A 21,417-nucleotide genomic window follows, 5' to 3' on the forward strand; every position below is an offset into this window, starting at 1 on the left:
GATATCAGCCTCCCTGCCATGCGTTGATTACCAGCCTTTACTGCGGTGCAGCTTCTTGTACAGCCCTTCCACCTTTTCCCGCGCCCACGGCGTCTTGCGCAGAAACGTCAGGCTGGACTTGATGCTCGGGTCGCTCTTGAAGCAGCGAATGTCGATGCGTTCGGCCAGACCCGACCACTCGTAGTGCTCGACCAGGGCGGTGAGAATCTGCTCCAGCGTGACGCCATGCAGCGGGTCGGTATTGGGTGTCGTCATGTCAAACCTTGAAGCCCGTGAGTGGGCGCAATACAGGAAGGTGCGCACCTTAGCCGAGCCATCGGACATCGGAAAGGCTCAAGTGTGCGTCAGGGCTGAATCCCCCGTTAAAGATAGTCCTTTAAAGCACTGTTACCAAACCTGCAATGATCCATGTCAAGGAAAGCCCTTTTCGTAAACTCGTTAGCGTCCTATCATTGTCGCCTTCATAGCTGAACCGATTCTCTGCATCCGGAGTTTCACCGATGACCGCCCAGACGGTCACGGAGAGCCTTGTCGTTCCTGAAAAAAACCAAAAAAGAATGCCCCTTTTCATGCCCAATTCATCAAAGCATTACCGCTTCGCCACGGTTCAACGTGCTGTCAGTCTGTGCGGCCTGACACTGCTCGGCCTGGCAGGCACAGTCCATGCCGCGCCCGCCCTGTCTCCCGACTCGCCCTGGATGCTGGGTGACTGGGGCGGCAAGCGCACCGATCTCTCGACGCGTGGGATCGATTTCAAACTCGATTACACCAGCGAGACCGGCGCCAATCTGCACGGCGGTTACAACCACGACAAAGCGACCCGCTACAGCGACCAGATCGCCGTCGGCGCTCATCTGGACCTGCAGAAAATCCTCGGCTGGCATGACGCCGAGTTTCAGCTGACCCTGAACAACCGCAACGGCGACAATATCAGCAACGACCGGATCGGCGACCCCCGCACCGGAACGATCTCTTCCTCGCAGGAAGTCTGGGGACGCGGCAGCGTTACCCGACTGACGCAGATGTGGTATCAGCAGAAATTCTTCGACCAGGCCTTGAGCATCAAGCTCGGCCGCTTCAACGAAGGTGAGGATTTCAACAGCATTCCCTGCGACTTTCAGAACCTGTCGCTGTGCGGCTCGCAGGTCGGCAATTACGTCAACACTTGGTACAACTGGCCGATCAGCCAATGGGCGATGCGCATCAAGTACCAGCTCACGCCTGAAGTCTTCGTGCAGGTCGGAGCGTTCGAACAGAACCCGTCCAACCTGGAAAACGACAACGCCTTCAAACTCAGCGGCAGTGGCACCGAAGGTGCGGTGTTGCCGGTGGAGTTGGTCTGGTCGCCCAGCGTCGATGGCCTGCCGGGTGAATACCGCGCCGGTTATTACTACAGCACCGCTGATAGCGAAGATGTCTACAAGAACACCGACGGTCAGCCCGCTGCCCTCACCGGGACGGCGTATCGTGGTGCCTCGAGCAAACACGGCGTGTGGCTCAATCTGCGCCAGCAGGTCACCGCTCAGGACAGTGATGCCAGTCGCGGCTTGACGCTGTTCGCCAACGGCACGCTGCACGACAAGAAAACCAACATGGTGGATAACTATGTTTCGGTCGGCATGGTCTACAAAGGCCCGTTCGATGCCCGTATCCAGGACGATATCGGCCTGGGTCTGTCACGCATTCACGTCAATCCGGCGTACCGGAAAAACGCTGATGCACGAAATCAGGCAGCAGCGGTCTACGACTACAACGACCCATCCTTCACGCCTTTGCAGGACACGGAATACAACGCCGAGCTGTATTACGGCGTGCATGTGGCCGACTGGTTGACCGTGCGCCCGAACCTGCAATACGTGCGTCATCCGGGTGGGCTGGACGAAGTCGACGACGCGCTGGTGGCTGGATTGAAAGTGCAACTCTCGTTCTGACCAACGGTTGAATTCAACCGTCGGTAAATCGTCTCAACAGTTAGTTCGGTTTCAAGAGTGGTCCAGGGTTTTGCAGAGGTTGCAGCGCCAGGGGTCAATCATTCAATTCTCGCGGAGATTCGCATTATGAGCACTGATGGTGCTTCGGGTAGAAATCGTCTGTTACCGACACTGCTCGGGCTGGTGATTCTGTTGATGGGGCTGGTCTTGGTGGTCGGTGGCATCAGGTTGCTGCAACTGGACGGCTCGCTGTATTACCTGCTGGCCGGTATCGGCTTTGCGGTAACCGGCGTGCTGTTGATGACCGGGCGCAGCGCTGCGCTGGGTCTGTACGCGTTGCTGCTGTTCGCCAGCACGGTCTGGTCTCTGTGGGAAATCGGTCTGGACTGGTGGCAACTGGTGCCGCGTCTGGCGTTGTGGTTCGCGCTGGGTCTGGTACTGCTGCTGCCATGGTTCCGCCGTCCGCTGCTGCGTAATGGCCCGGCCCGCATGGGCACCGGTGCGTTGAGCATCGCCGTGGTGCTTGCCGGTCTGACCGCGCTGGCCAGCCAGTTCACTAATCCTGGCCGCATCGAAGGTCAGCTGGATCGCGAGACTGCGGGCACGACCAACACCGCACCGGCGATGCCTGACGGTGACTGGCAGTCCTATGGCCGTACCGCCTTTGGTGACCGCTACTCTCCGCTGGCGCAGATCACGCCAGAGAACGTGAGCAAGCTGGAGCCGGCGTGGACGTATCGCACCGGCGACATCCCAGGTCCTAACGATCCGGGCGAGACGACCGCCGAGAACACCCCGCTCAAGGTCAACGGCATGCTGTACGTGTGCACGCCGCACAGCCAGGTGATCGCACTTGACCCGGATTCGGGCAAGGAAATCTGGCGCTTCGATCCGAAGATCAGCACCCAGAACGCCGAGAACTTCAAAGGCTGGGCGCACATGACCTGCCGTGGCGTCACGTATCACGATGACGCAGCCTACGCCGCTGCTGGCGCTCCGGCTCAAAGCCCGGCAGCCCCTGCTGCGACTGACGCGTCGACTGCCAGCGCTTCCTGCCCGCGCCGGATTTTCCTGCCGACTGCCGACACCCGTCTGATCGCCCTGAATGCCGACACCGGCAAGATGTGCGAAGACTTCGGCAACAAGGGCTCGGTCGATCTGACGGCCAACATGGGCACCTTCGCGCCAGGTGGTTACTATTCCACCTCGCCTCCGGCCGTGACCAAGGACCTGGTGATTATCGGTGGCCACGTCACCGATAACGTCTCGATGGATGAGCCGTCCGGCGTGATCCGTGCGTACGACGTATACACCGGTCGTCTGGTCTGGAACTGGGACAGCGGCAATCCTGAAGCCACAGCGCCTATCGCTGAAGGTCAGGTCTACACCCGCAACTCGCCGAACATGTGGTCCATGTTCAGCGTCGATGAAAAGCTGGGCATGATCTACCTGCCGATGGGCAACCAGACGCCTGACCAGTGGGGCGGCGACCGTACGCCTGAGTCCGAGAAGTACAGCGCGGGCCTGGTTGCACTGGACATCGCCACCGGCAAAGTGCGTTGGGATTACCAGTTCACTCACCACGACCTGTGGGACATGGACGTGGGCGGTCAGCCGACCCTCATGGACATGAAAACCGCTGACGGCGTGAAACCGGCTGTACTGGCTTCGACCAAGCAGGGCAGCATCTACGTGCTGGACCGCAGCAATGGTCAGCCGATCGTGCCGATCAATGAAGTGCCCGTTCCACAAGGCGCGGTCGAAGGCGATCACACCTCGCCGACCCAGCCCAAGTCTGACCTGAACTTCATGCCGCCTCCGTTGAAAGAGCGTGACATGTGGGGCGTGACCCCGTTCGACCAGATGCTGTGCCGGATCGACTTCAAGTCCCTGCGTTACGACGGCCCGTTCACTCCGCCATCGCTGCAGGGCTCGATTGTTTATCCAGGCAACTTCGGTGTGTTCGACTGGGGCGGTATCTCCATCGACCCGGTTCGCCAGATTGCGTTCGTGAACCCGAGTTACATGGCGTTCCGCTCCAAGCTGGTGCCGTCGGCTGAAGTGGAAGGCGGTCCAGGTCGCAAGAGCGAAACCGAAGGCGTACAGCCAAACAAGGGCGCCCCGTATGGCGTGATCCTGGAAGCACTGCTGTCGCCAATGGGCCTGCCTTGTCAGGCACCGGCATGGGGCTACGTGGCTGCGGTCGATCTGACCACCCACAAGACCATCTGGATGCACAAGAACGGCACCGTGCGTGACAGCTCGCCAGTTCCGATCCCGCTGACCATGGGCGTTCCAAGCCTGGGTGGTACGTTCACCACCGCCAGCGGCCTGGCGTTCCTGAGCGGTACGCTCGACCAGTACCTGCGTGCCTACGACGTTCGTAACGGCAAGCAACTGTGGGAAGGCCGCCTGCCTGCAGGCGCTCAGACCACGCCAATGACCTACACCGGCAAGGACGGTCAGCAATACGTGCTGGTCGTGGCTGGCGGTCACGGCTCGCTGGGCACCAAGCAGGGTGACTACGTAATGGCGTTCAAACTGCCGAAGTGATGTTCTGCTGAGGTAAACGAAAGGCGGCTATCGAGAGATAGCCGCCTTTTTTGTGGCCTCGATGATCGCTCCCATGCTCCGCGCTTGGCGTTATACACAAGTCCTCCTGGAGGAATACGATGATGATCGTTCCTACGCTCTGCGTGGGAATGCCTACCAGGACGCTCCGCGTCCGCTCTGGAATGTGGCGCAGATGTGTGTCCAAGCTCCAGCGTTATCCAAGTCATGCGCTCGGCTTACTGAATCCTCAGTCTGTGCCATTTGTGACGCGGAGCAATGGGCACTGCCCGTGTCTAACGTACTTTCCCACCCGTTTTACCACCCGCGCGCAGGATGTCGCTCCAGCGCCGAACGAGGTAGTTGTGCTCGTTCATGACCGAATTCCACACGGCGATGTGGCCCATGCGTTCTTCGTACGAGCCGCCGTCGCGCACTTCCCCGGCATCGATCAGCGGCAGACCGTCACTGCCCAGCAGTTGCTCGCGCGCAGGCAGACCAGCGTACCAATAGTCCCATTCCGCAGCGCTCAAGTGATCGCGGCTGCGGGCCGGGTTGCCGATGTAGTAACCCTGACGCGCCATCACCGCGCCCGGCCAGCCGGACAGCCACCAGTTCAGATATGCATAAGCCGCATCTAGCACCGGGCCCTTGGCGTGGCGCGACAGGGACAGCCCGCCGAACCAGCCGCGATAGCCTTCCTTGGGCACCGCAACACGATATTTCACACCTGCTCGATGCAGCCGAACCAGCGTCGGCGACCACAAGCTCTGAATATCGATGGTCGGGCTGAGCATCAATTCGGCCGCTTCCTCGTCGTCGGACCAGAACGCACCGAAATGCCCCTGTTGCTGTTTACGCACCAGCACGTCGGCGAGCAGGTCGATTTCCTCGATGCACATGTTGCCGATGTCCTTGAACTGCGCCAGTCCCGCGCCCTGCACCGCCAGCGCGGCGTCGAGGGCACCAATGGCGGCATCGCTCTGCAACGCAATACGTCCACTCCAGACCGGATCAAGCAGCCAACCCCAGCTTTCATCGGACGGGTTCAGGCTGTCCGGCAGGCGTTCCGGGCGATAGGCAAAACTGTCAGCGTTGTGGGTCAGCGGCAGCATGCTGATGCGCTCGGTGACCGCGCTGCCCAGGCTGCCGTCGTGCTGCACGAACAGACGCTCGCTGGGCACACTGCCGCTGCCGGGTTGGTCAGTGGGTCTCAGGCGCCCGCGCTTGGGCAGATCGTTGATCTCGTGCCACAGCGCAATGCGCCGCGTATCGATAGGCTGAATCGCCCGCGCCGGCCAGACAAAATCGACGTTGTGAAACCATTGGTCATAAAGGTCGTAACTGTCCGGCTGCATGACCGCGATGCGTTGCGCGGTCTGCACGTCGTGGATCTGATAGACCAGTTTGATGCCCAGGTCCTGTTCGGCGCGTTCCCGCAGAGACTCAAGCAACGTGACGGAGGTACCCAGCACACGCAACGTGATGGTCATGCAGCGGTCTCGCTTTGAGCCGAGGCCACAGGCGGCGCGAAGCTGGCGGCGAACACGTCGAACGAGCGTCGCAGCAACTCAGGGTCGAGACCGCGCAGAATGAACACCAGACGCGAGGTGCGATCATCACCCGGCCAGGCCGCAAGGTGGACAGGCGCATGCAGGCAATGCTGCACACCATGGATCACGACAGGGGTCTGATTGGCATTCACGTTGAGCAGTCCTTTGACACGCAGGATTCGTTCGCCGTGGCATCTTAACAGCATCGACAACCACACCCCGAACCCGACCCAGTCCAGCGGCCGCTCGAAGGTCAGACAGCAGACCTGTGCGTCGCCATGCCGGGGCAATGTGGATTGCGGGCGATGCAGTTGCCAGCGGGTCACCTCCTGAGCGGGTTCTGCACTGCGTACGCCCTGCCCCAGCAGCAACTGATCGCCGCTATGAACCTGTGCGGTGTCCAGCAGGGGTGCGGAGAAATTGAGCGCCTGCAGATGCAGACGCAGTGCATCGAGAGCAGGCTCATCGACCAGATCGGTCTTGCTCAGCAGCAGCCTGTCAGCGGCGGCGACCTGCGCCAGCCACTCGGGGTGCAGACGCTCCTGCAGCGTGGCATGGCAGGCATCGACCAGCGTGACGATCAGCCCCACATGGAACCGCCCGCGCAGTTGCGGGTCATGACTCAGCGTGGCGAGGATAGGCGCAGGGTCGGCAAGACCGGTGGTTTCCAGAATCACACGACGAAACGCCGGGATTTCACCGCGACTGCGGCGCTCCAGCAGACCGAGCAACGCGTCTTTCAGCTCGCCGCGAATCGAGCAGCAGACACAGCCGCTGGGCAGCAGAACGGTATCTGGCGCCACTTCTTCGACCAGCAGGTGATCAATGCCCACGTCACCGAACTCGTTGATCAGCAGCGCGGTGTCGCCCATGTCCTCATCCGCCAGCAGGCGCTTGAGCAATGTGGTTTTGCCGCTGCCCAGAAAGCCGGTGATCACGTTCAGCGCAATGCTCATGACGACCTCTGCAAATGTTCAAGCAAGCGGGAATCGAGGGGATCCAGCGGTCGGCCGATCAGCAGTTCGGCCTTCTGCCACAACTGATCAAGGCCGCTCGCCAGTTCCTGTTTGCCGGTAGCGCCCAGCAGCAGATAGGAAACGCCCTGAAAGTCCTCGACCTTCAAGCGAAACGGCGCCACTACCTTGTTGATGGCTGCAATGCGCCGCAAGCGCTCACGCCGCCTCGGCAGCTCGCCACTCAGCGGATCGCTCCAGTGAACGTCTTCGCCCAACAGCCCGCACAGTCCACACATGATCAGTCCTCGCTCAAGTGCATCACGGCATCACGTCGCCGGAGTTCGGCCCCAGTGTCTGACCCACGAACAGATTGCCGCCCGGTTCACTGCCGAGCAGCACAGCGACCGGCGCGACTTCCTCTGCCAACCCGAAACGGCCCAGTGGCAGCTCAGCCGCCTTGGCGGTTTTCCAGGCACTGCTGATGCCTGCAACCAATGGCGTTTCGATGGGGCCAGGCGCGATGGTATTGACCAGTACATTGTCCTTGGCCACTTCCAGCGCCAGGGATTTGGTGAAGCCGATCACGCCGGCCTTGGCAGCGGAGTAGTGGGTCAGCTCAGCGCCGCCCTTGATGCCCAGCTGCGAGGCGACGTTGATGATCCGTCCCCAGCGTTGCGCCAGCATATGCGGCAAGGCGCGCTGGCTGGCAACGAACACGCTGGTGAGGTCGACGCGCAGCATGTCGTTCCACATGTCGATGCTCAGATCGACGCAGCGCGCCTGGGTCAGCATGCCTGCGTTATTGACCAGAATGTCGATGCCGCCGAACTGCTCGACGCAGGCATCGACACCGGCCTGCGCGCCTTCGACTGTGCCGACGTCAGCCACGCAGGCGTACACCTGCGCGCCGAGCTGGCGGCACTCTTCGGCGACCTTGGTCAGGTTGGTCGGATCACGGTCGCCCAGTACCAGCTGTGCGCCTTCAACGGCGTAGGCCCGCGCGATAGCAGCGCCGATGCCGCTGCCTGCGCCGGTGATCACGGCGCGTTTGTCTTTGAGTTGCTGCATGGTGAATTCCTTGTTACGGGTAGCCGGGAAAATCCATAGCGCCTGATTACGTAAGCTGATCATGCCCATGCTCCGCGCTCAGCGTTATACACAAATCCGCCTCGCCACTGATCGTGCCCATCGCTCCGCGTGGGCATGCCTCCCGTGACGCTCCGCGTCACAAATGGCACAGATTGCGGATTCAGTGAGCCAAGCGCATGACGTGGATAACGCTGGAGCTTGGCCGCGCATCTGCGCCACATTCAAGAGCGGACGCGGAGCGTCCTGGGAGGCATTCCCACGCGGAGCGTAGGAACGATCATTAAAACGCATCGCCGGCAAGCCGCCTCCCACACTTTGATCGTGCCCGTCGCTCCGTTCAGGCACGGTCATGACCTGCGTCATCTCACTCCGGCCAGCGCACGGTCAGGCCGCCGTCGATCACGATGCTCTGCCCGGTCAGGTAGCTGGCTTCGTCACTGCACAGAAAACGCACCAGCGATGCCACTTCATCCGCCCGGCCGACACGCCCCAGCGGGATCGCTTTGGCGGCCTGTTTCAGCCCTTCCGGGCCCAGCGAGTTCTTGCTGTCCAGCGACTGCGGTGTTTCGATCAAGCCCGGAATCACCGCGTTGCAACGAATGCCTTTCGGCGCCAGCTCCACGGCCAGCGAACGACACAGTCCCGGCACACCCGCTTTGGCCGCAGCATAATGCGAGTGGTCCTGCCAGCCATACACACCACCGGCAATCGACGAGATCGCCACCAGCGCACCGCCCTTGCCCATATGCCGGGCAGCGGCGCGAAAGGTGCGCATCACGCCGGTCAGGTCCACGTCGAGCATTTCATTCCAGCGCGCGTCGGTCATTTCCAGCAGCGGTGCGCGACGCAACAGGCCTGCGTTGGCGACTGCATAATCGATTCGGCCAAAGGCTTGCAAAGCCTGACTGGCCAGATTGTCCACCGATTCGGTACTGGCAACATCCAGTGGCAGCATCAGGCATTCGCCGCCCGCCTCTTCCACCAGACGACGGGTTTCATCCGGGTCGTGCGGGTCGGCCGGGTAAAACCCGCCCGCCACCGCCACACCCTGCCGGGCAAACGCTACGGCCAAGGCCTGACCGATGCCGCTGGCGGCACCGGTGACCAGTGCAACTTTACGAGTCATGGGCAATTCCTCACTTAACGGTTTCAGGACGCACGTGACGGGCCGCGAACATCAACGCACCGGACAGGAAGCAAGGCAGCGCGCCGAAGTACAGCGCCGAGGTCTGCCAGTCGCCGCCTGCGCTCAGCACGGACGTCGCGCCGAAACCCGCCACGACGGCGCCGAGAGGTCCCATGGCATGAATGATCGCGCCGCCGGTGGCGCGGATGCTTGTAGGGAAACTTTCACTGATGAAGAACAGTGCCGCCGAGTACGGGCCGATCAGGAAGAACAGGCCCAGGCTGTACAGCCCGACGACCATCGGCATGTTGCTTGGTCCATAGAGCATGCCCGCAAACGCCAGACCACCGAGCATCCAGCCCAGGCCGATCACGTTGCGACGGCCGATCTTGTCACCCATCCAGCCGTGGCTCAGGTAGCCGCAGTAACCGACCAGGTTGGACAGCACCAGAATGATCAGCGAGTTCTCGAACGAGATGTGGTGGACGCTGACGATCACTGTTGTGCCCAGCACGCTGAATACCTGAATCGCCGCCCAGTTGAGCAGAATGGCTGCGCCGATCACCAGCGTTGCGCGCAACGACGTGCCGCGAAACGCAGCACCTAGGCCTGCCTTACTGTGTTCGTCGTAATCGACGCCATAGGTGTGAGCCACGGCCTGTGCCTGGCTGACGTCACCCTTTTTGCGCAGTTGCGTGATGCGCTGGTGGATCTGGAACTGCGGGCTCTCCTTGAGCTTACGCGCCATGATCGCAATGATGATGGCTGGAATCGCCGCAAACACGAAGCAGCCCTGCCATCCGATGATCGGCAGCAGAACCGCCGTCAGGCCCGCTGCGATCAACGCGCCGACCGGCCAGCCGCCCTGCACCAGGCTGTAGATGAAGCCGCGGCGCTTGGCCAGACGCGGGTCATCCGACGCCGCATAGATTTCACTCAGGTAGGTCGCGTTGACCGTCTCTTCCGCATAGCCCAGACCGCCCAGCGAACGGATCAGGATCAGCGGCGACTTGCCCCACGACCCACCAATGGCTGTAAGCGCCGAACAGATGGCCGATCCGCTTACGGTAAACATGATGCCAACCCGACGTCCCAGGCGATCCACCAGCGGCCCGATGGCCAGTGCCACCACCGCCGTACCGACCGCAACCCAAGTCGCGATTTCGGCCTGCTCCACTTCACTCCAGGAAAAGTGCCGCCCGATCTCGGGCAGCAGGGTTCCGAACAGAATGAAGTCGTATACCGCAAACACCCACGCAAAAAAGGCTATCCATGTGGCGAAGCGAACTTGCTCCGGCGTCAACTGCTCTGGCTTCCAGCCGGTCAGGTCAAGCTTGTTGTATATGGACATGAGTGATGCCTCGGACAGGGCTATGAATCAACGGTTACGTGGGTTGCGACGCACGAAGTCGTCGGCGATCTCGTCGAAGGTGACGAATTTGACGCCCGCGTGGCTCTGGATGTGCTCGATCAGGCGCTCAAGCATCAGCAGCACCTGGGGGCGTCCGGAAACATCGGGGTGAATGGTCATGGTGAACACCGCGTGTTCGTGCTCGCGGTACACCCAATCGAACTGGTCGCGCCACATTTCTTCCAGGTGGCGCGGGTTGACGAAGCCATGGCTGTTCGGCGCTTTCTTGATGAACATCATCGGCGGCAGGTCATCCAGGTACCAGTTGGCCGGGATCTCCACCAGATCGGTTTCTTCACCGCGCACCAGGGGTTTCATCCAGGTGTCGGGGTGCTGGCTGTAATCGATCTTGGTCCACTTGTCACCCACGCGAACGTAGTACGGGTGGAAGTCGTTGTGCATCAGGCTGTGGTCGTACTTGATGCCTTTCTTGAGCAGCAGCTCGTTGGTGACATTGCTGAATTCCCACCACGGCGCGACATAGCCGGTCGGGCGTTTGCCGGTGACTTGCATGATCAGGTCGATGGACTTGTCGAGGACGATTTCTTCCTGCTCCGGCGTCATCGCAATCGGGTTCTCATGGCTGTAGCCGTGCACGCCGATTTCATGCCCCGCATCGGCCACCGCCTTCATCTGCTCGGGGAAGGTTTCCATGGAGTGACCGGGAATGAACCAGGTCGTGCGCAGCCCGTAACGCTCGAACAGCTTGAGCAGGCGTGGCGCGCCGACTTCGCCTGCGAACAGACCGCGCGAGATATCGTCCGGTGAATCTTCACCGCCATAAGAGCCCAGCCAGCCCGCGACAGCATCCACATCGACACCAAACGCACACAGAATTTCTTTAGCCATTGTTGTTTCTCCTGCTGGTTGATCGGACCGGTTCACCGCATCAGGCAAGGGCGCCGGTCAGTCGTTGATAGGGTGTTCAAGGGGTGTTCATGAGCGTTGCAAGAGCGCTTCCACCGCCAGTGCCGCGCGCAACAGCCGGGCGTCCTCACCGGCTGGCGCGCTGAGCAACAGCCCGGTGGGCAGGCCGCTGGCATCGAAGCCGCTGGGCAGCGAAACGCCGGGCATGTTGAGCAGACTGCCCGGCATGGTCAGGCGCAGCGTCGCAAGGTTGGTCTGGATGAACAGCTCGTCGTCGGCCAGCAAAGGTGCAAGCGGCGGCGCGACGTGGGCGACACTCGGGGTGATGAGCAGCGCGCCGTCCAGCTCGAGGGTCAGCCGCTCCTGCAAGCGCTCGCGGGCGGCGTACAGGTTGATCAGCAGACTGGCGGGCATATGCCGGGCCGCTTCAAGGCGCTTGCGCACGCGTGGGTCGAGTTCGCTGGCCGCATCGCTGTCGAGCAACGGCTGATGCAGAGCAAACGCTTCGGCCGCGCCCAGCCAGCCGCTGTGCTGAATCAGGTGCAGGGTGGCTTGAAAGGCTTCGCAAGGACGCACCTCGACCAGCGCACCGGCGCTACGCAGCGCCTCGACAGCGCGCAACAGATTGTCGCGTACTGCAGCCTCGACACGCGTGTCATCCAATACCGCCCGATCGACGATGAATCGCTGACCAGCCAGGCTGCGCGGCACGTGCGAGGTCGGTTTGCTGCGTGCGCACAGCAGGTCGTCGATCACCAGCGCATCACGAACGCTTCGGGTCAGCGGCCCGACACTGTCCAGCGTGATTGCCAGCGGAAACACGCCATCGCGGCTGTAGCGGCGACTGGTGCTGCGAAAGCCCACCAGACCGTTGAACGCTGCGGGAATGCGAATCGAGCCTGCGGTGTCAGTACCCATCGCGATCGGCACGATGCCCGCTGCGACAGCAACCCCAGAGCCTGAAGACGAGCCACCGGGAATCCGTGGCGAATCATCGCTGAGCGGATTGACCGGCGTACCGAAATGCGGATTGAGGCCGAGCCCGGAATAGGCGAACTCGCTGAGGTTGGTCTTGCCCAGACTGACCATGCCGGAGCGGGCCAGCAGCCCGACGCTTGGCGCATCCAGGCAAGCGGCGCTGACCTGCCGACGGGTCGCGGAACCAGCGGTGGTCACAGAACCCGCCACATCGAACAGATCCTTCCACGCCAGCGGAACACCGTCGAACGGACCAAGCGGCTGACCCTGCTTCCAACGGGCAGCTGACGCTTCAGCTTCGCGAAGGGCACGCTCTTCGCTCATGGAAATGAAAACGTGCTCAACCTTGGCGGCTCGATGCAGTGCCTGTTCGAGCGCCTGTACCGGATCGGTCCGGCCCTGAGCGAAGTCACTGGCCAGTGCGCAGGCATCAAGCGTGATTGTGGAAGCCGCAGTGTCCATCATCGACATAACAGACCTTCAAAAATGTACTTATTAATAAAATGTACATTTAATAAAGGCAGAATCCGTGCCAATCTTGTGCCCGTGGTTCTCTGGAGCAGCGGCATCTGAAGTCTGAATGTCCCAAGACAGCTGGATTAGAAACCTTTCATGGACGGGGCGAACGTTGAAGGCGCGGTACGCAGGACGCTTCGTCGGCTGTAACAATGAAATAATGTATCTTTTATAAAAGATACATTTTAGTGCAGATAGGTAACGGTGGCCCCATGAGTGAGCGTGCGGATGTACCTCAAGGTGACAGTCACGCATCTGTGCGAGAATTGTTCGTCAGCCGTCAGAAGTGTAAGAAAACGATGTCAGATGAGGACCCGCGCACCGCCTCGCGCTACGCCACCATCCGTGAAGTGTTACGCAACGCCATCCTCACGGGTGCGGTCGCCAATGGACTGGTACTGCTTGAAGCACCGTTGGCTGAACTGTTCGGCACCAGCCGCGTTCCGGTGCGCAAGGCGCTTAACCTGCTGCACGACGAAGGACTGATCAGCCGGTTCGATGGACGCGGTTATCTGGTCAACCCCGAGGGCGGCACAGTCGAACCCTTGCGTCTGAGCCTGAGCCACAAGCAGTTCGGGCTGGACAGCAGCGAAGAGCTGGTCGACACCCGGCCGCTGGGTGAGCGCATTCATGACGAGATCGGCGCGGCGCTGTCGGCGTGCATCGCTTTCGGTCATTACCGCCTGGATGAACAGAGCGCGGCCGAGCATTTCGGGGTCAGCCGCGCCGTGGTGCGTGAAGCGCTGATGCGTCTGCGTGATCGCGGGCTGGTGGAAAAGGAGCCCTACTCCCAATGGCTGGCCGGGCCGCTGACAGCGCGTGAAGTGACCGACGATTATGAGCTGCGCGCCTGCCTGGAACCCGAAGCCTTGCGCCAGACCGGGCCGCACCTGAGTCGCGAACGCCTGGAAAGTATGCTGGCCAGGGTCATCGCGGCGCAAAACACTGAAAGCTGCAGCCTGGAACAGATCGAGCAACTGGAAGAGGACCTGCATCAGCAGTGTCTGGCGGGACTGCAGAATCGCAAGATTGCCACCCTGATCAGCCAGGCGCAGAGCCCAATGATCATCAACCGGATCTTCTATCGGCTGCTGGATATTGGCGCCGATGAAGCCATGCTCGCCGAACACCGAATGATTCTCGAACTGCTGCTGCACGGTGCCTTCGACGCCGCCGCGCTGAACCTCAAGGAACACCTGCACCGGGCCAGACAACGCATGCTGCAGCGCTTGAAGGTGCTGTCGGTGCTGCCGGAGCAGGAAGTGCCGGGGTATCTGACGCGGTTGAGTTGATCCGCGTCCATTCCGAAATAGTGACTTGAGCCATGTGCCTGGCTCGCTGAATACGCAGTCCGTGCCATGTGTGACGCAACGCGTCACGGGAGGCATGCCCACGCAAAGCGATGGGCACGATCAGTGTGATTGAGACCCCGATCGTTCCCACGCTCCTGCGTGGTAACGCCTCCCAGGACGCTCTGCGTCTGCTCTCAAATATGACGCTACTTGCGGATCACTTCCCCGCGCAATGCAGCAAGACGTGCGATGAAGCGGTTTTGCACGGGCACCGGGACTTTTTCGGTGTCCATGGCGGCGATCAGGTTTTCGACCAGTGCGTTGAAATCGCTCGGGCTGAGGTTCTGACCCTTGTGGGATTCGGCAAGGCTGTCGCCGTTGTAGGTGCATGGGCCATCGACTATCACGCAGAACTTGTCGACCAGCCGGTCGCGCAGCAAGACGATGTTGACCCGTTTGAAGCGCTCGACGATCCGGTCGTCCTTGGCGGCATTGAGCAGCATACCTTCGACAATCCGCTGGATGCCTGCACGCTGCCCGAGGTCCTGATAAAGGCCGTCATCCTTGACCTGCTGTTGAGCACAGCCGACCATCAAGGCCAGCATCAGACACATCACCAAACGCCTCATCAGAAACTCCCCTGAACGGACAGATAGGTGCCGTTCTGGTTGTCCAGCGTGGCGATTTCACCCAAGCGGGCGTAGGCCAGCACAAAGGACAGATGCTTGTTGGGGAAGTAACCGAGGAACACGTCCGCCCAGTCGCTTTCGCCCGCGAACGAAAGATTGTCGGGCTTCTCGCGGTACTCCACGCCCATGGCCCAGCGCGGGTTGAACAGCACCGCCACCGAGCCTTCCTTGAGCAGGCTGCGCGTGTCACGGCGATCACCGCCGAAACCCAGCAGACCGGTTTCGTTGGCGCGGCTATAGCGCACGCCGCCGTTGACCAGCACGTTGTAGCCGAACGCTGCCCCCATGAACAGACGGCTGGCGGTCAGGTAGCCCTCGACATCGGAGTCACGCTGCGCGCCGACCAGGCTCGGGATCAGAAAATCGTTCTGGTGCTTGTACTGCACGCCCAGCGACACCTGCGGCAGGCTGTCATAGATCAGGTCACCGAACAGTCGCACCTTGACGCCGAACACGTCTTGGCTGAGGTTGTCATCCGGCAGGCTCAGCTTGTGCTGCAGCGGGCTGATGTCGAAGCGCTGGTGCGCGTAGGACAGCTCGACGCGGTTGCCGTAGGCGACGGCAAGGCCCGCCACATCCAGATTGTAATCCGGGAGATTGATGTGCGTGGCAAACGCCGTCGCGCCCCACTCCCCCTGCTCGCTGTAGCCGGTGATCACTGCCCACGGCGTAATGCCGCCGCCCGCACTGCCTTCAATGTTACTGGCACCGCCGGTGGCGATTAGACGACCGTTGTCGGCCAGGACAAGCGGCGTGGCCGCGCCCAGCAGGCAACCCAACAACAGCGATGTTTTGTAGGACATGGTTCAGTTCACCATCAGACCTGGTAACTCACGAGTTTTGACGATCCAGGTCTCGAACGCGGCGGCGGTCAGCGGTCTGCTGATCAGGTAACCCTGCGCAGTGTCGCAATGCCAGCGACGCAGCAGGTCGAGGCTGTGCTGGTATTCCACGCCCTCGGCCACCACTTTGAGACCCAGGTTGTGGCTCATCTCGATGGTGGAACGCACGATCACTGCGTCTTCACTGGTCTCGTCCAGATCGCGCACGAATGACTGGTCGATTTTCAGTTCCTGCACCGGCAGACGCTTGAGGTGCGCCAGCGACGAATAACCGGTACCGAAATCATCGATCGACAGGCTGATGCCGCAATCACGCAGCTTATGCAGCACCACCAGTGCTTTTTCCGGCTGGCTCATGATTGCGCTTTCGGTGATTTCAAACACCAGTTGCTCGGCAGGCACGCCGTACTGTTTGAGCAGACCGACCACAAATCCGGCCAGGTCATCGCCCAACAGGTCATCGGCAGAAATGTTCACCGACACTTGCAGCACCATGCCACGCTTGCGCCACTCGGCCAGTTGGCGCATGGCTTCTTCGATGACCCAGTTGGTCAGCAGATGAATGCTGCCGGTCCGCTCGGCCAGCACGATGAATTCAGCGGGCGAGACATTACCGAACTGCGGATGAGACCAGCGCAGCAAGGCTTCGGCCTGACGCACCGTGCCCTGACGAATATCCAGTTTGGGCTGGTAATGCAGCATCAGCTCGCCGTTTTGCGGCGCCTTGCGCAGATCACGAATCAGGCTGATCTGCCGCTGGTGCGCCAGGTCGCGACCGTCCTGATAGATTTGCAGTCGGCCCGGCAGGAACGCGGCGTCCTTGCGGGCAATGGCCGCGCGGTTGACCAGCTCCTGAGCCGAATTGCCGTTTTCCGGGTAGACCGTGATGCCGATGCAGCACTCAAGCGCGATGTCGTGGTTGTCGATCCGCTGCGGCTCGCTGAACAGCCGTTGCAGGGCATCGCCCGTCGCCACCGCGCCGTCGCTGGTGGTCTGGTCGAGCAACAACAGGAATTCGTTGGCGGACAGCCGCGCGACGGTGTCACCAGCGCGCAATGTGCTTTGCAAGCGCTGGCCCACTTGAAGCAATAGTTGCTCGACACCTTCGGTGCCCGAGCTTTCGTTGATCGCGCTGAGGTTTTCAATGCTCAGGTACAAGAGGGCCACCGGCCGTTCGGCGGCAATGGCGCTGCCCAGTCGCTCCATGACCAGCGCCCGGTTGGGCAGGCCCGTCAGGTTATCGTGCAGCGCGTTGTGCGCCAGTTGCCCTTCACGCACCGCGATACCGTGCTGCATCGTGTTGATGGCATTGGCCAGCATGCCGAGCTCATCCGTACGGGCCATGTTGACTGGTGTCTCGTAATCACCATCTCCGATACGCTTGGCGGCGATGGCCAGCTCACGCACCGGGAGCGAAACGCTACGCGCCAGCGCCAGGGTGCCCAATAGCGAGGCCAACAGTGCCGCCATGGATATCCAGAAAATCTTTTCGTCCAGCGGCGCGAAGGCCTGCAGGGCTTTGTCCAGCGGGCTTTGCAGCAGAGCCAGGACCTGTCCATCGCCACTATTGCCTGTGTTGGCAAGCATCAGGGTCTGACTGAGGAAGTTCAGGTTGGACTGTTCGGTGACGCGCATCTGCCCGCCGGAGGAACTGCGCATCAGCTCAATCAGACCGGGGTGCAGCGCTTCGGGCTGAGTACTGATCAGATTGCCAGCCTTGCCGTCCTCAATGGTCAGAAACGACACTTCCAGACCGCTGAGCGAGCGCAGTTCTTCGGCGATGTCGCTGTCGATGGTGAAACCCATGACCACCCGACCGATCGGTAACGGCGCCAGCACGGTGCTCTCGACCAGCAGATGCGGCGTGCCACCTCCCGGCACGATCAGCACCGACTGGCCGCTGCGTTTGGCGGTACGCAATGCCTGGTCGTAGACGAATTTGGAACCCTCGGGCACATCGGGAACGGTACTGGCGATTACCACACCGTCCATGCCCAGCAAGAACATGTCGCTCGCGTTGATGCGCTTGCCGTGGTTGAGCAGTACCGAACGAATGGTCGAGGAGTCGGAACTGGCGACCGCATCGCGGAACCCGAAGTCGGCAGACAGCAGTTGCACCGCATCGCGCAGGCGCTTGCCGCGCAAATCGATCAGGCGTTCGAAGACCCGGCTACCCACTTCCAGTTGGGCCTGAGCCTGAGTGCGCACTGCATCGCCGGTCGCCACCTTGACCGCGAAATACACCGCGCAGACCACGATCAGCAACAGGGCGATCAAGACCCCGGCGATGCGCGCCTGGAAGCTGACTTTAAGATTCATTCATGGGCTGCCTTGTGGAAAGCGTCACCAAAGCCACCTGTCGCCGGTTTGCTGGGCTTGTCGTCGGCAACGGTTGGCACGACGGGCAGCGTAAAGCGCTGGGTGAAGCCTGCGGCGGGAATGTCGAATTCGCCACCTGACACCGGCTGCATGTCTTCGATCTGCGGATGCCAGAGCGTGGCCTGATAGTGACCGGCCGGCATCTGATCGACTTTGAGCTGACCATTGCTGTCGGTTACCCCGAACCAGGGGTCGTCAGTGACATAGATGTAGCCGACCATCCAGTCATGAATGTTGCAACCCAGCACCACCACACCCGGCTTGTCGAACAGCAGCGGCTCTGATGGCGTGCCTTCGTAAAGACGCAGTTCGAAGCGCTTGGCCGGAGAAAAGGAGTACACCTGATGGCGGATGTTGTCGCTGTTGGGAAACTTCACCTGCGTGCTGGTGTGAACGGCCAGAACGTGGGGCGCGAATTCCTGATCGCGCTGGTCCATGGACGCCTTGAGCACTGCTGGCGTTGCACTCGGCGGCCCCTTGAGCGTCACGACGGCATCGGCCAGAGGCTTGCCCTGCTTGTCGAGCATTTGCGCCGTGAAGGTCGCGGCCGAAGCATTGGCAGCGGACATCATCCACAGGCCCGCCAGCAATGCTGAGATAAATACGTTGGTCATAACCGAGTCAACCCGCAACGGCAGCGCCGTAAAAAATAAACCAGCCCTGGCGACAACTGAAAGGTCCCGGCGATGCCCGAAACCAAAGGTTTTATCGCCACTATTCAGACTATCGACCAAAGCCATTGAAACCTGAGGATGCCCGCCCCATCTAAGAGCCATGTTCAACTTCTCAGGTGCCCCATGAGCGACCAGCAGACAGACTCGCCAGATTTGCCGAATGATGCAGCCGAGCACGACGTGTCGCTGAGTTCCGACAGCACCTCGCTTGCCCTTCCCGGCCAGAACCTGCCGGACAAGGTTTACATCATCCCGATCCATAACCGCCCGTTCTTCCCGGCTCAGGTCCTGCCGGTCATCGTCAATGAAGAGCCGTGGGCCGAGACTCTCGAGCTGGTCAGCAAGTCCGAGCATCACTCCCTGGCGCTGTTTTTCATGGACACGCCGCAGGAAGATCCGCGCCACTTCGATACCAATGCGCTGCCCGAGTATGGCACTTTGGTAAAAGTTCACCACGCCAGCCGTGAAAATGGACGTTTACAGTTTGTGGCGCAGGGCCTGAGCCGCGTGCGGATCCGCACCTGGCTCAAACATCATCGCCCGCCGTATCTGGTGGAAGTCGAGTACCCGCAGCAGCCGAACGAGCCGACCGATGAGGTCAAGGCCTACGGCATGGCCCTGATCAATGCGATCAAGGAACTCCTGCCGCTCAACCCGCTGTACAGCGAAGAGCTGAAAAATTATCTGAACCGCTTCAGTCCGAACGATCCTTCGCCGCTCACCGACTTCGCTGCGGCGCTGACCTCGGCGACAGGCGTTGAGCTGCAACAGGTACTCGACTGCGTTCCGATGCTCAAGCGCATGGAAAAAGTCCTGCCGATGCTGCGCAAGGAAGTTGAAGTCGCGCGATTGCAGAAAGAAATATCCGCCGAGGTCAATCGCAAGATTGGCGAACACCAGCGTCAGTTCTTTCTCAAGGAACAGCTCAAGGTCATCCAGCAGGAGCTCGGCCTGAGCAAGGACGACCGCAGCGCCGATATCGAGCAGTTCGAGCAGCGTCTGGAAGGCAAGACCCTGACGCCTCAGGCACGCAAGAAGATCGACGAGGAAATCGGCAAGCTCAAGGTGCTGGAAACCGGCTCGCCGGAATACGCCGTGACCCGCAACTACCTGGACTGGGCCAGTTCCCTGCCGTGGGGCGTGTATGGCGCAGACAAACTGGACCTCAAGCATGCGCGCAAGGTGCTCGATCAGCACCATGCCGGACTGGATGACATCAAGGCGCGGATTCTCGAATTCCTTGCTGTTGGTGCTTACAAGGGCGAAATCAGTGGTTCGATCGTTCTGCTGGTCGGCCCGCCCGGTGTGGGCAAGACCAGCGTCGGACGCTCGATTGCAGAGTCGCTGGGGCGTCCGTTCTATCGCCTGAGCGTCGGCGGCATGCGCGACGAAGCGGAGATCAAGGGTCATCGTCGCACCTACATCGGTGCCCAGCCCGGCAAGCTGGTGCAGGCGCTCAAGGATGTAGAGGTAATGAACCCGGTCATCATGCTCGATGAAATCGACAAGATGGGTCAGAGCTATCAGGGCGACCCGGCGTCTGCCCTGTTGGAAACCCTGGACCCGGAACAGAACGTCGAATTCCTCGACCATTATCTGGACCTGCGTCTGGACCTGTCCAAGGTGCTGTTCGTCTGCACCGCCAACACTCTGGACTCGATCCCCGGCCCGTTGCTGGACCGGATGGAAGTGATTCGCCTGTCCGGCTACATCACCGAAGAAAAACTCGCCATCGCAAAGCGCCATCTGTGGCCCAAGCAACTGGCCAAGGCAGGCGTTGCCAAGAACAAGCTGACCATCAGCGACAGCGCACTGCGCGCCGTGATCGAAGGCTATGCACGTGAGGCCGGTGTACGCCATCTGGAAAAGCAGCTCGGCAAGCTGGTACGCAAGGCGGTCGTCAAACTGCTGGACGCGCCCGATTCGATCATCAAGATCGGGCCGAAGGATCTGGAAGCATCTCTGGGCATGCCGGTGTTCCGCAGCGAGCAGGTCTTGTCAGGCACAGGCGTCATCACCGGCCTGGCCTGGACCAGCATGGGCGGCGCTACGCTGCCGATCGAAGCAACGCGTATCCACACACTGAACCGCGGCTTCAAGCTGACCGGTCAGTTGGGTGACGTGATGAAAGAGTCGGCGGAAATTGCTTACAGCTATGTCAGTTCCAATCTGTCGAAGTTTGGCGGCGACGCGAAGTTCTTCGATGAAGCTTTCGTGCATTTGCACGTGCCGGAAGGTGCCACGCCGAAGGACGGGCCAAGCGCGGGCGTGACCATGGCCAGCGCCCTGCTGTCCCTGGCGCGTAACCAGCCGCCGAAAAAAGGCGTGGCCATGACGGGTGAACTGACCCTGACCGGGCATGTGCTGCCCATTGGTGGTGTTCGGGAGAAGGTCATCGCGGCGCGCCGTCAGAAGATCAACGAACTGATCCTGCCGGAGCCCAACCGTGGCAACTTCGAGGAACTGCCTGACTACCTGAAGGAAGGCCTGACCGTGCACTTCGCCAAACGCTTTGCCGACGTGGCGAAAGTGTTGTTCTAAGGCGTTCAGCCTTCGCTCCGCGT

At 61.0% G+C, this 21,417-nt stretch carries 17 protein-coding genes; 4 read left to right on the forward strand and 13 right to left on the reverse strand.

The genetic code is table 11. From position 1 onward, the window contains the following. Positions 1–27: 27 nt before the first annotated feature. Positions 28–255 (reverse strand): VF530 family protein, encoded by a 228-nt coding sequence (locus QRN20_RS17080; protein WP_004881832.1) that lies wholly within the window; start codon positions 253–255, stop codon positions 28–30. Positions 256–569: 314 nt separating this feature from the next. On the opposite strand from QRN20_RS17080, the gene QRN20_RS17085 reads away from it, so the two are divergent. Beyond that, positions 570–1,931 carry a carbohydrate porin gene (locus QRN20_RS17085; RefSeq protein ID WP_162876864.1) on the forward strand — a complete coding sequence of 454 codons (1,362 nt, stop codon included), beginning with the start codon at positions 570–572 and terminating at the stop codon, positions 1,929–1,931. 126 nt (positions 1,932–2,057) lie between these two features. Beyond that, entirely contained in the window at positions 2,058–4,484 is a 2,427-nt protein-coding gene (locus QRN20_RS17090; RefSeq protein WP_285360833.1) for a glucose/quinate/shikimate family membrane-bound PQQ-dependent dehydrogenase, read from the forward strand. Between the two features lie 293 nt (positions 4,485–4,777). On the opposite strand, the gene QRN20_RS17095 is transcribed toward QRN20_RS17090, so the two are convergent. From QRN20_RS17095 to QRN20_RS17130, 8 genes are all read right to left on the reverse strand, one after another. Further along, on the reverse strand, positions 4,778–5,974 hold the full coding sequence (locus tag QRN20_RS17095) for an ABC transporter substrate-binding protein (protein WP_122435365.1): 1,197 nt from the start codon (positions 5,972–5,974) through the stop codon (positions 4,778–4,780). Next, positions 5,971–6,990 (reverse strand): CobW family GTP-binding protein, encoded by a 1,020-nt coding sequence (locus QRN20_RS17100; protein WP_029241565.1) that lies wholly within the window; start codon positions 6,988–6,990, stop codon positions 5,971–5,973. Before QRN20_RS17100 ends, QRN20_RS17095 begins: the two co-directional genes overlap by 4 nt. Beyond that, on the reverse strand, positions 6,987–7,286 hold the full coding sequence (locus QRN20_RS17105) for a hypothetical protein (RefSeq protein ID WP_025996869.1): 300 nt from the start codon (positions 7,284–7,286) through the stop codon (positions 6,987–6,989). Before QRN20_RS17105 ends, QRN20_RS17100 begins: the two co-directional genes overlap by 4 nt. A gap of 22 nt (positions 7,287–7,308) precedes the next feature. Next, positions 7,309–8,058, reverse strand: a complete 750-nt coding sequence (locus QRN20_RS17110) for an SDR family NAD(P)-dependent oxidoreductase (RefSeq protein WP_285360835.1) — start codon at positions 8,056–8,058, stop codon at positions 7,309–7,311. A gap of 385 nt (positions 8,059–8,443) precedes the next feature. After that, positions 8,444–9,205 (reverse strand): SDR family NAD(P)-dependent oxidoreductase, encoded by a 762-nt coding sequence (locus QRN20_RS17115; protein WP_088234690.1) that lies wholly within the window; start codon positions 9,203–9,205, stop codon positions 8,444–8,446. 10 nt (positions 9,206–9,215) lie between these two features. Further along, entirely contained in the window at positions 9,216–10,556 is a 1,341-nt protein-coding gene (locus QRN20_RS17120; RefSeq protein WP_004881824.1) for an MFS transporter, read from the reverse strand. Positions 10,557–10,583: 27 nt separating this feature from the next. Continuing rightward, a complete protein-coding gene (locus QRN20_RS17125) occupies positions 10,584–11,465 on the reverse strand; it encodes a polysaccharide deacetylase family protein (protein ID WP_004881821.1) in 882 nt (293 codons plus the stop codon). Between the two features lie 87 nt (positions 11,466–11,552). Then, positions 11,553–12,932 carry an amidase gene (locus QRN20_RS17130; RefSeq protein ID WP_413817973.1) on the reverse strand — a complete coding sequence of 460 codons (1,380 nt, stop codon included), beginning with the start codon at positions 12,930–12,932 and terminating at the stop codon, positions 11,553–11,555. 344 nt (positions 12,933–13,276) lie between these two features. On the opposite strand from QRN20_RS17130, the gene QRN20_RS17135 reads away from it, so the two are divergent. Continuing rightward, a complete protein-coding gene (locus QRN20_RS17135) occupies positions 13,277–14,269 on the forward strand; it encodes a GntR family transcriptional regulator (RefSeq protein WP_162999730.1) in 993 nt (330 codons plus the stop codon). A gap of 206 nt (positions 14,270–14,475) precedes the next feature. Here the strand turns inward: QRN20_RS17135 and QRN20_RS17140 are convergent, their stop codons facing one another. From QRN20_RS17140 to QRN20_RS17155, 4 genes are read right to left on the reverse strand one after another with little or no spacing between them, the layout of a single operon-like run. Next, positions 14,476–14,898 carry a group I truncated hemoglobin gene (locus tag QRN20_RS17140; RefSeq protein WP_029243173.1) on the reverse strand — a complete coding sequence of 141 codons (423 nt, stop codon included), beginning with the start codon at positions 14,896–14,898 and terminating at the stop codon, positions 14,476–14,478. Next, positions 14,898–15,761, reverse strand: coding sequence for a DUF3034 family protein (locus QRN20_RS17145; RefSeq protein WP_029243174.1), 864 nt, complete (start codon positions 15,759–15,761; stop codon positions 14,898–14,900). The genes QRN20_RS17140 and QRN20_RS17145 overlap by 1 nt, the downstream gene beginning before the upstream one ends. Before the next feature lie 3 nt (positions 15,762–15,764). Beyond that, complete coding sequence (locus QRN20_RS17150; RefSeq protein ID WP_029243175.1) at positions 15,765–18,119, reverse strand: bifunctional diguanylate cyclase/phosphodiesterase; 2,355 nt, start codon at positions 18,117–18,119, stop codon at positions 15,765–15,767. Beyond that, positions 18,116–18,793 (reverse strand): methylamine utilization protein, encoded by a 678-nt coding sequence (locus tag QRN20_RS17155; protein ID WP_285360834.1) that lies wholly within the window; start codon positions 18,791–18,793, stop codon positions 18,116–18,118. Before QRN20_RS17155 ends, QRN20_RS17150 begins: the two co-directional genes overlap by 4 nt. Positions 18,794–18,976: 183 nt before the next feature. On the opposite strand from QRN20_RS17155, the gene lon reads away from it, so the two are divergent. After that, on the forward strand, positions 18,977–21,394 hold the full coding sequence (lon, locus tag QRN20_RS17160; protein WP_004881807.1) for an endopeptidase La: 2,418 nt from the start codon (positions 18,977–18,979) through the stop codon (positions 21,392–21,394). The last annotated feature ends 23 nt before the right edge of the window (positions 21,395–21,417 follow it).

Source organism: Pseudomonas sp. fls2-241-TYG-175, assembly GCF_030209155.1.
Taxonomy (GTDB): Bacteria; Pseudomonadota; Gammaproteobacteria; order Pseudomonadales; family Pseudomonadaceae; genus Aquipseudomonas; species Aquipseudomonas viridiflava.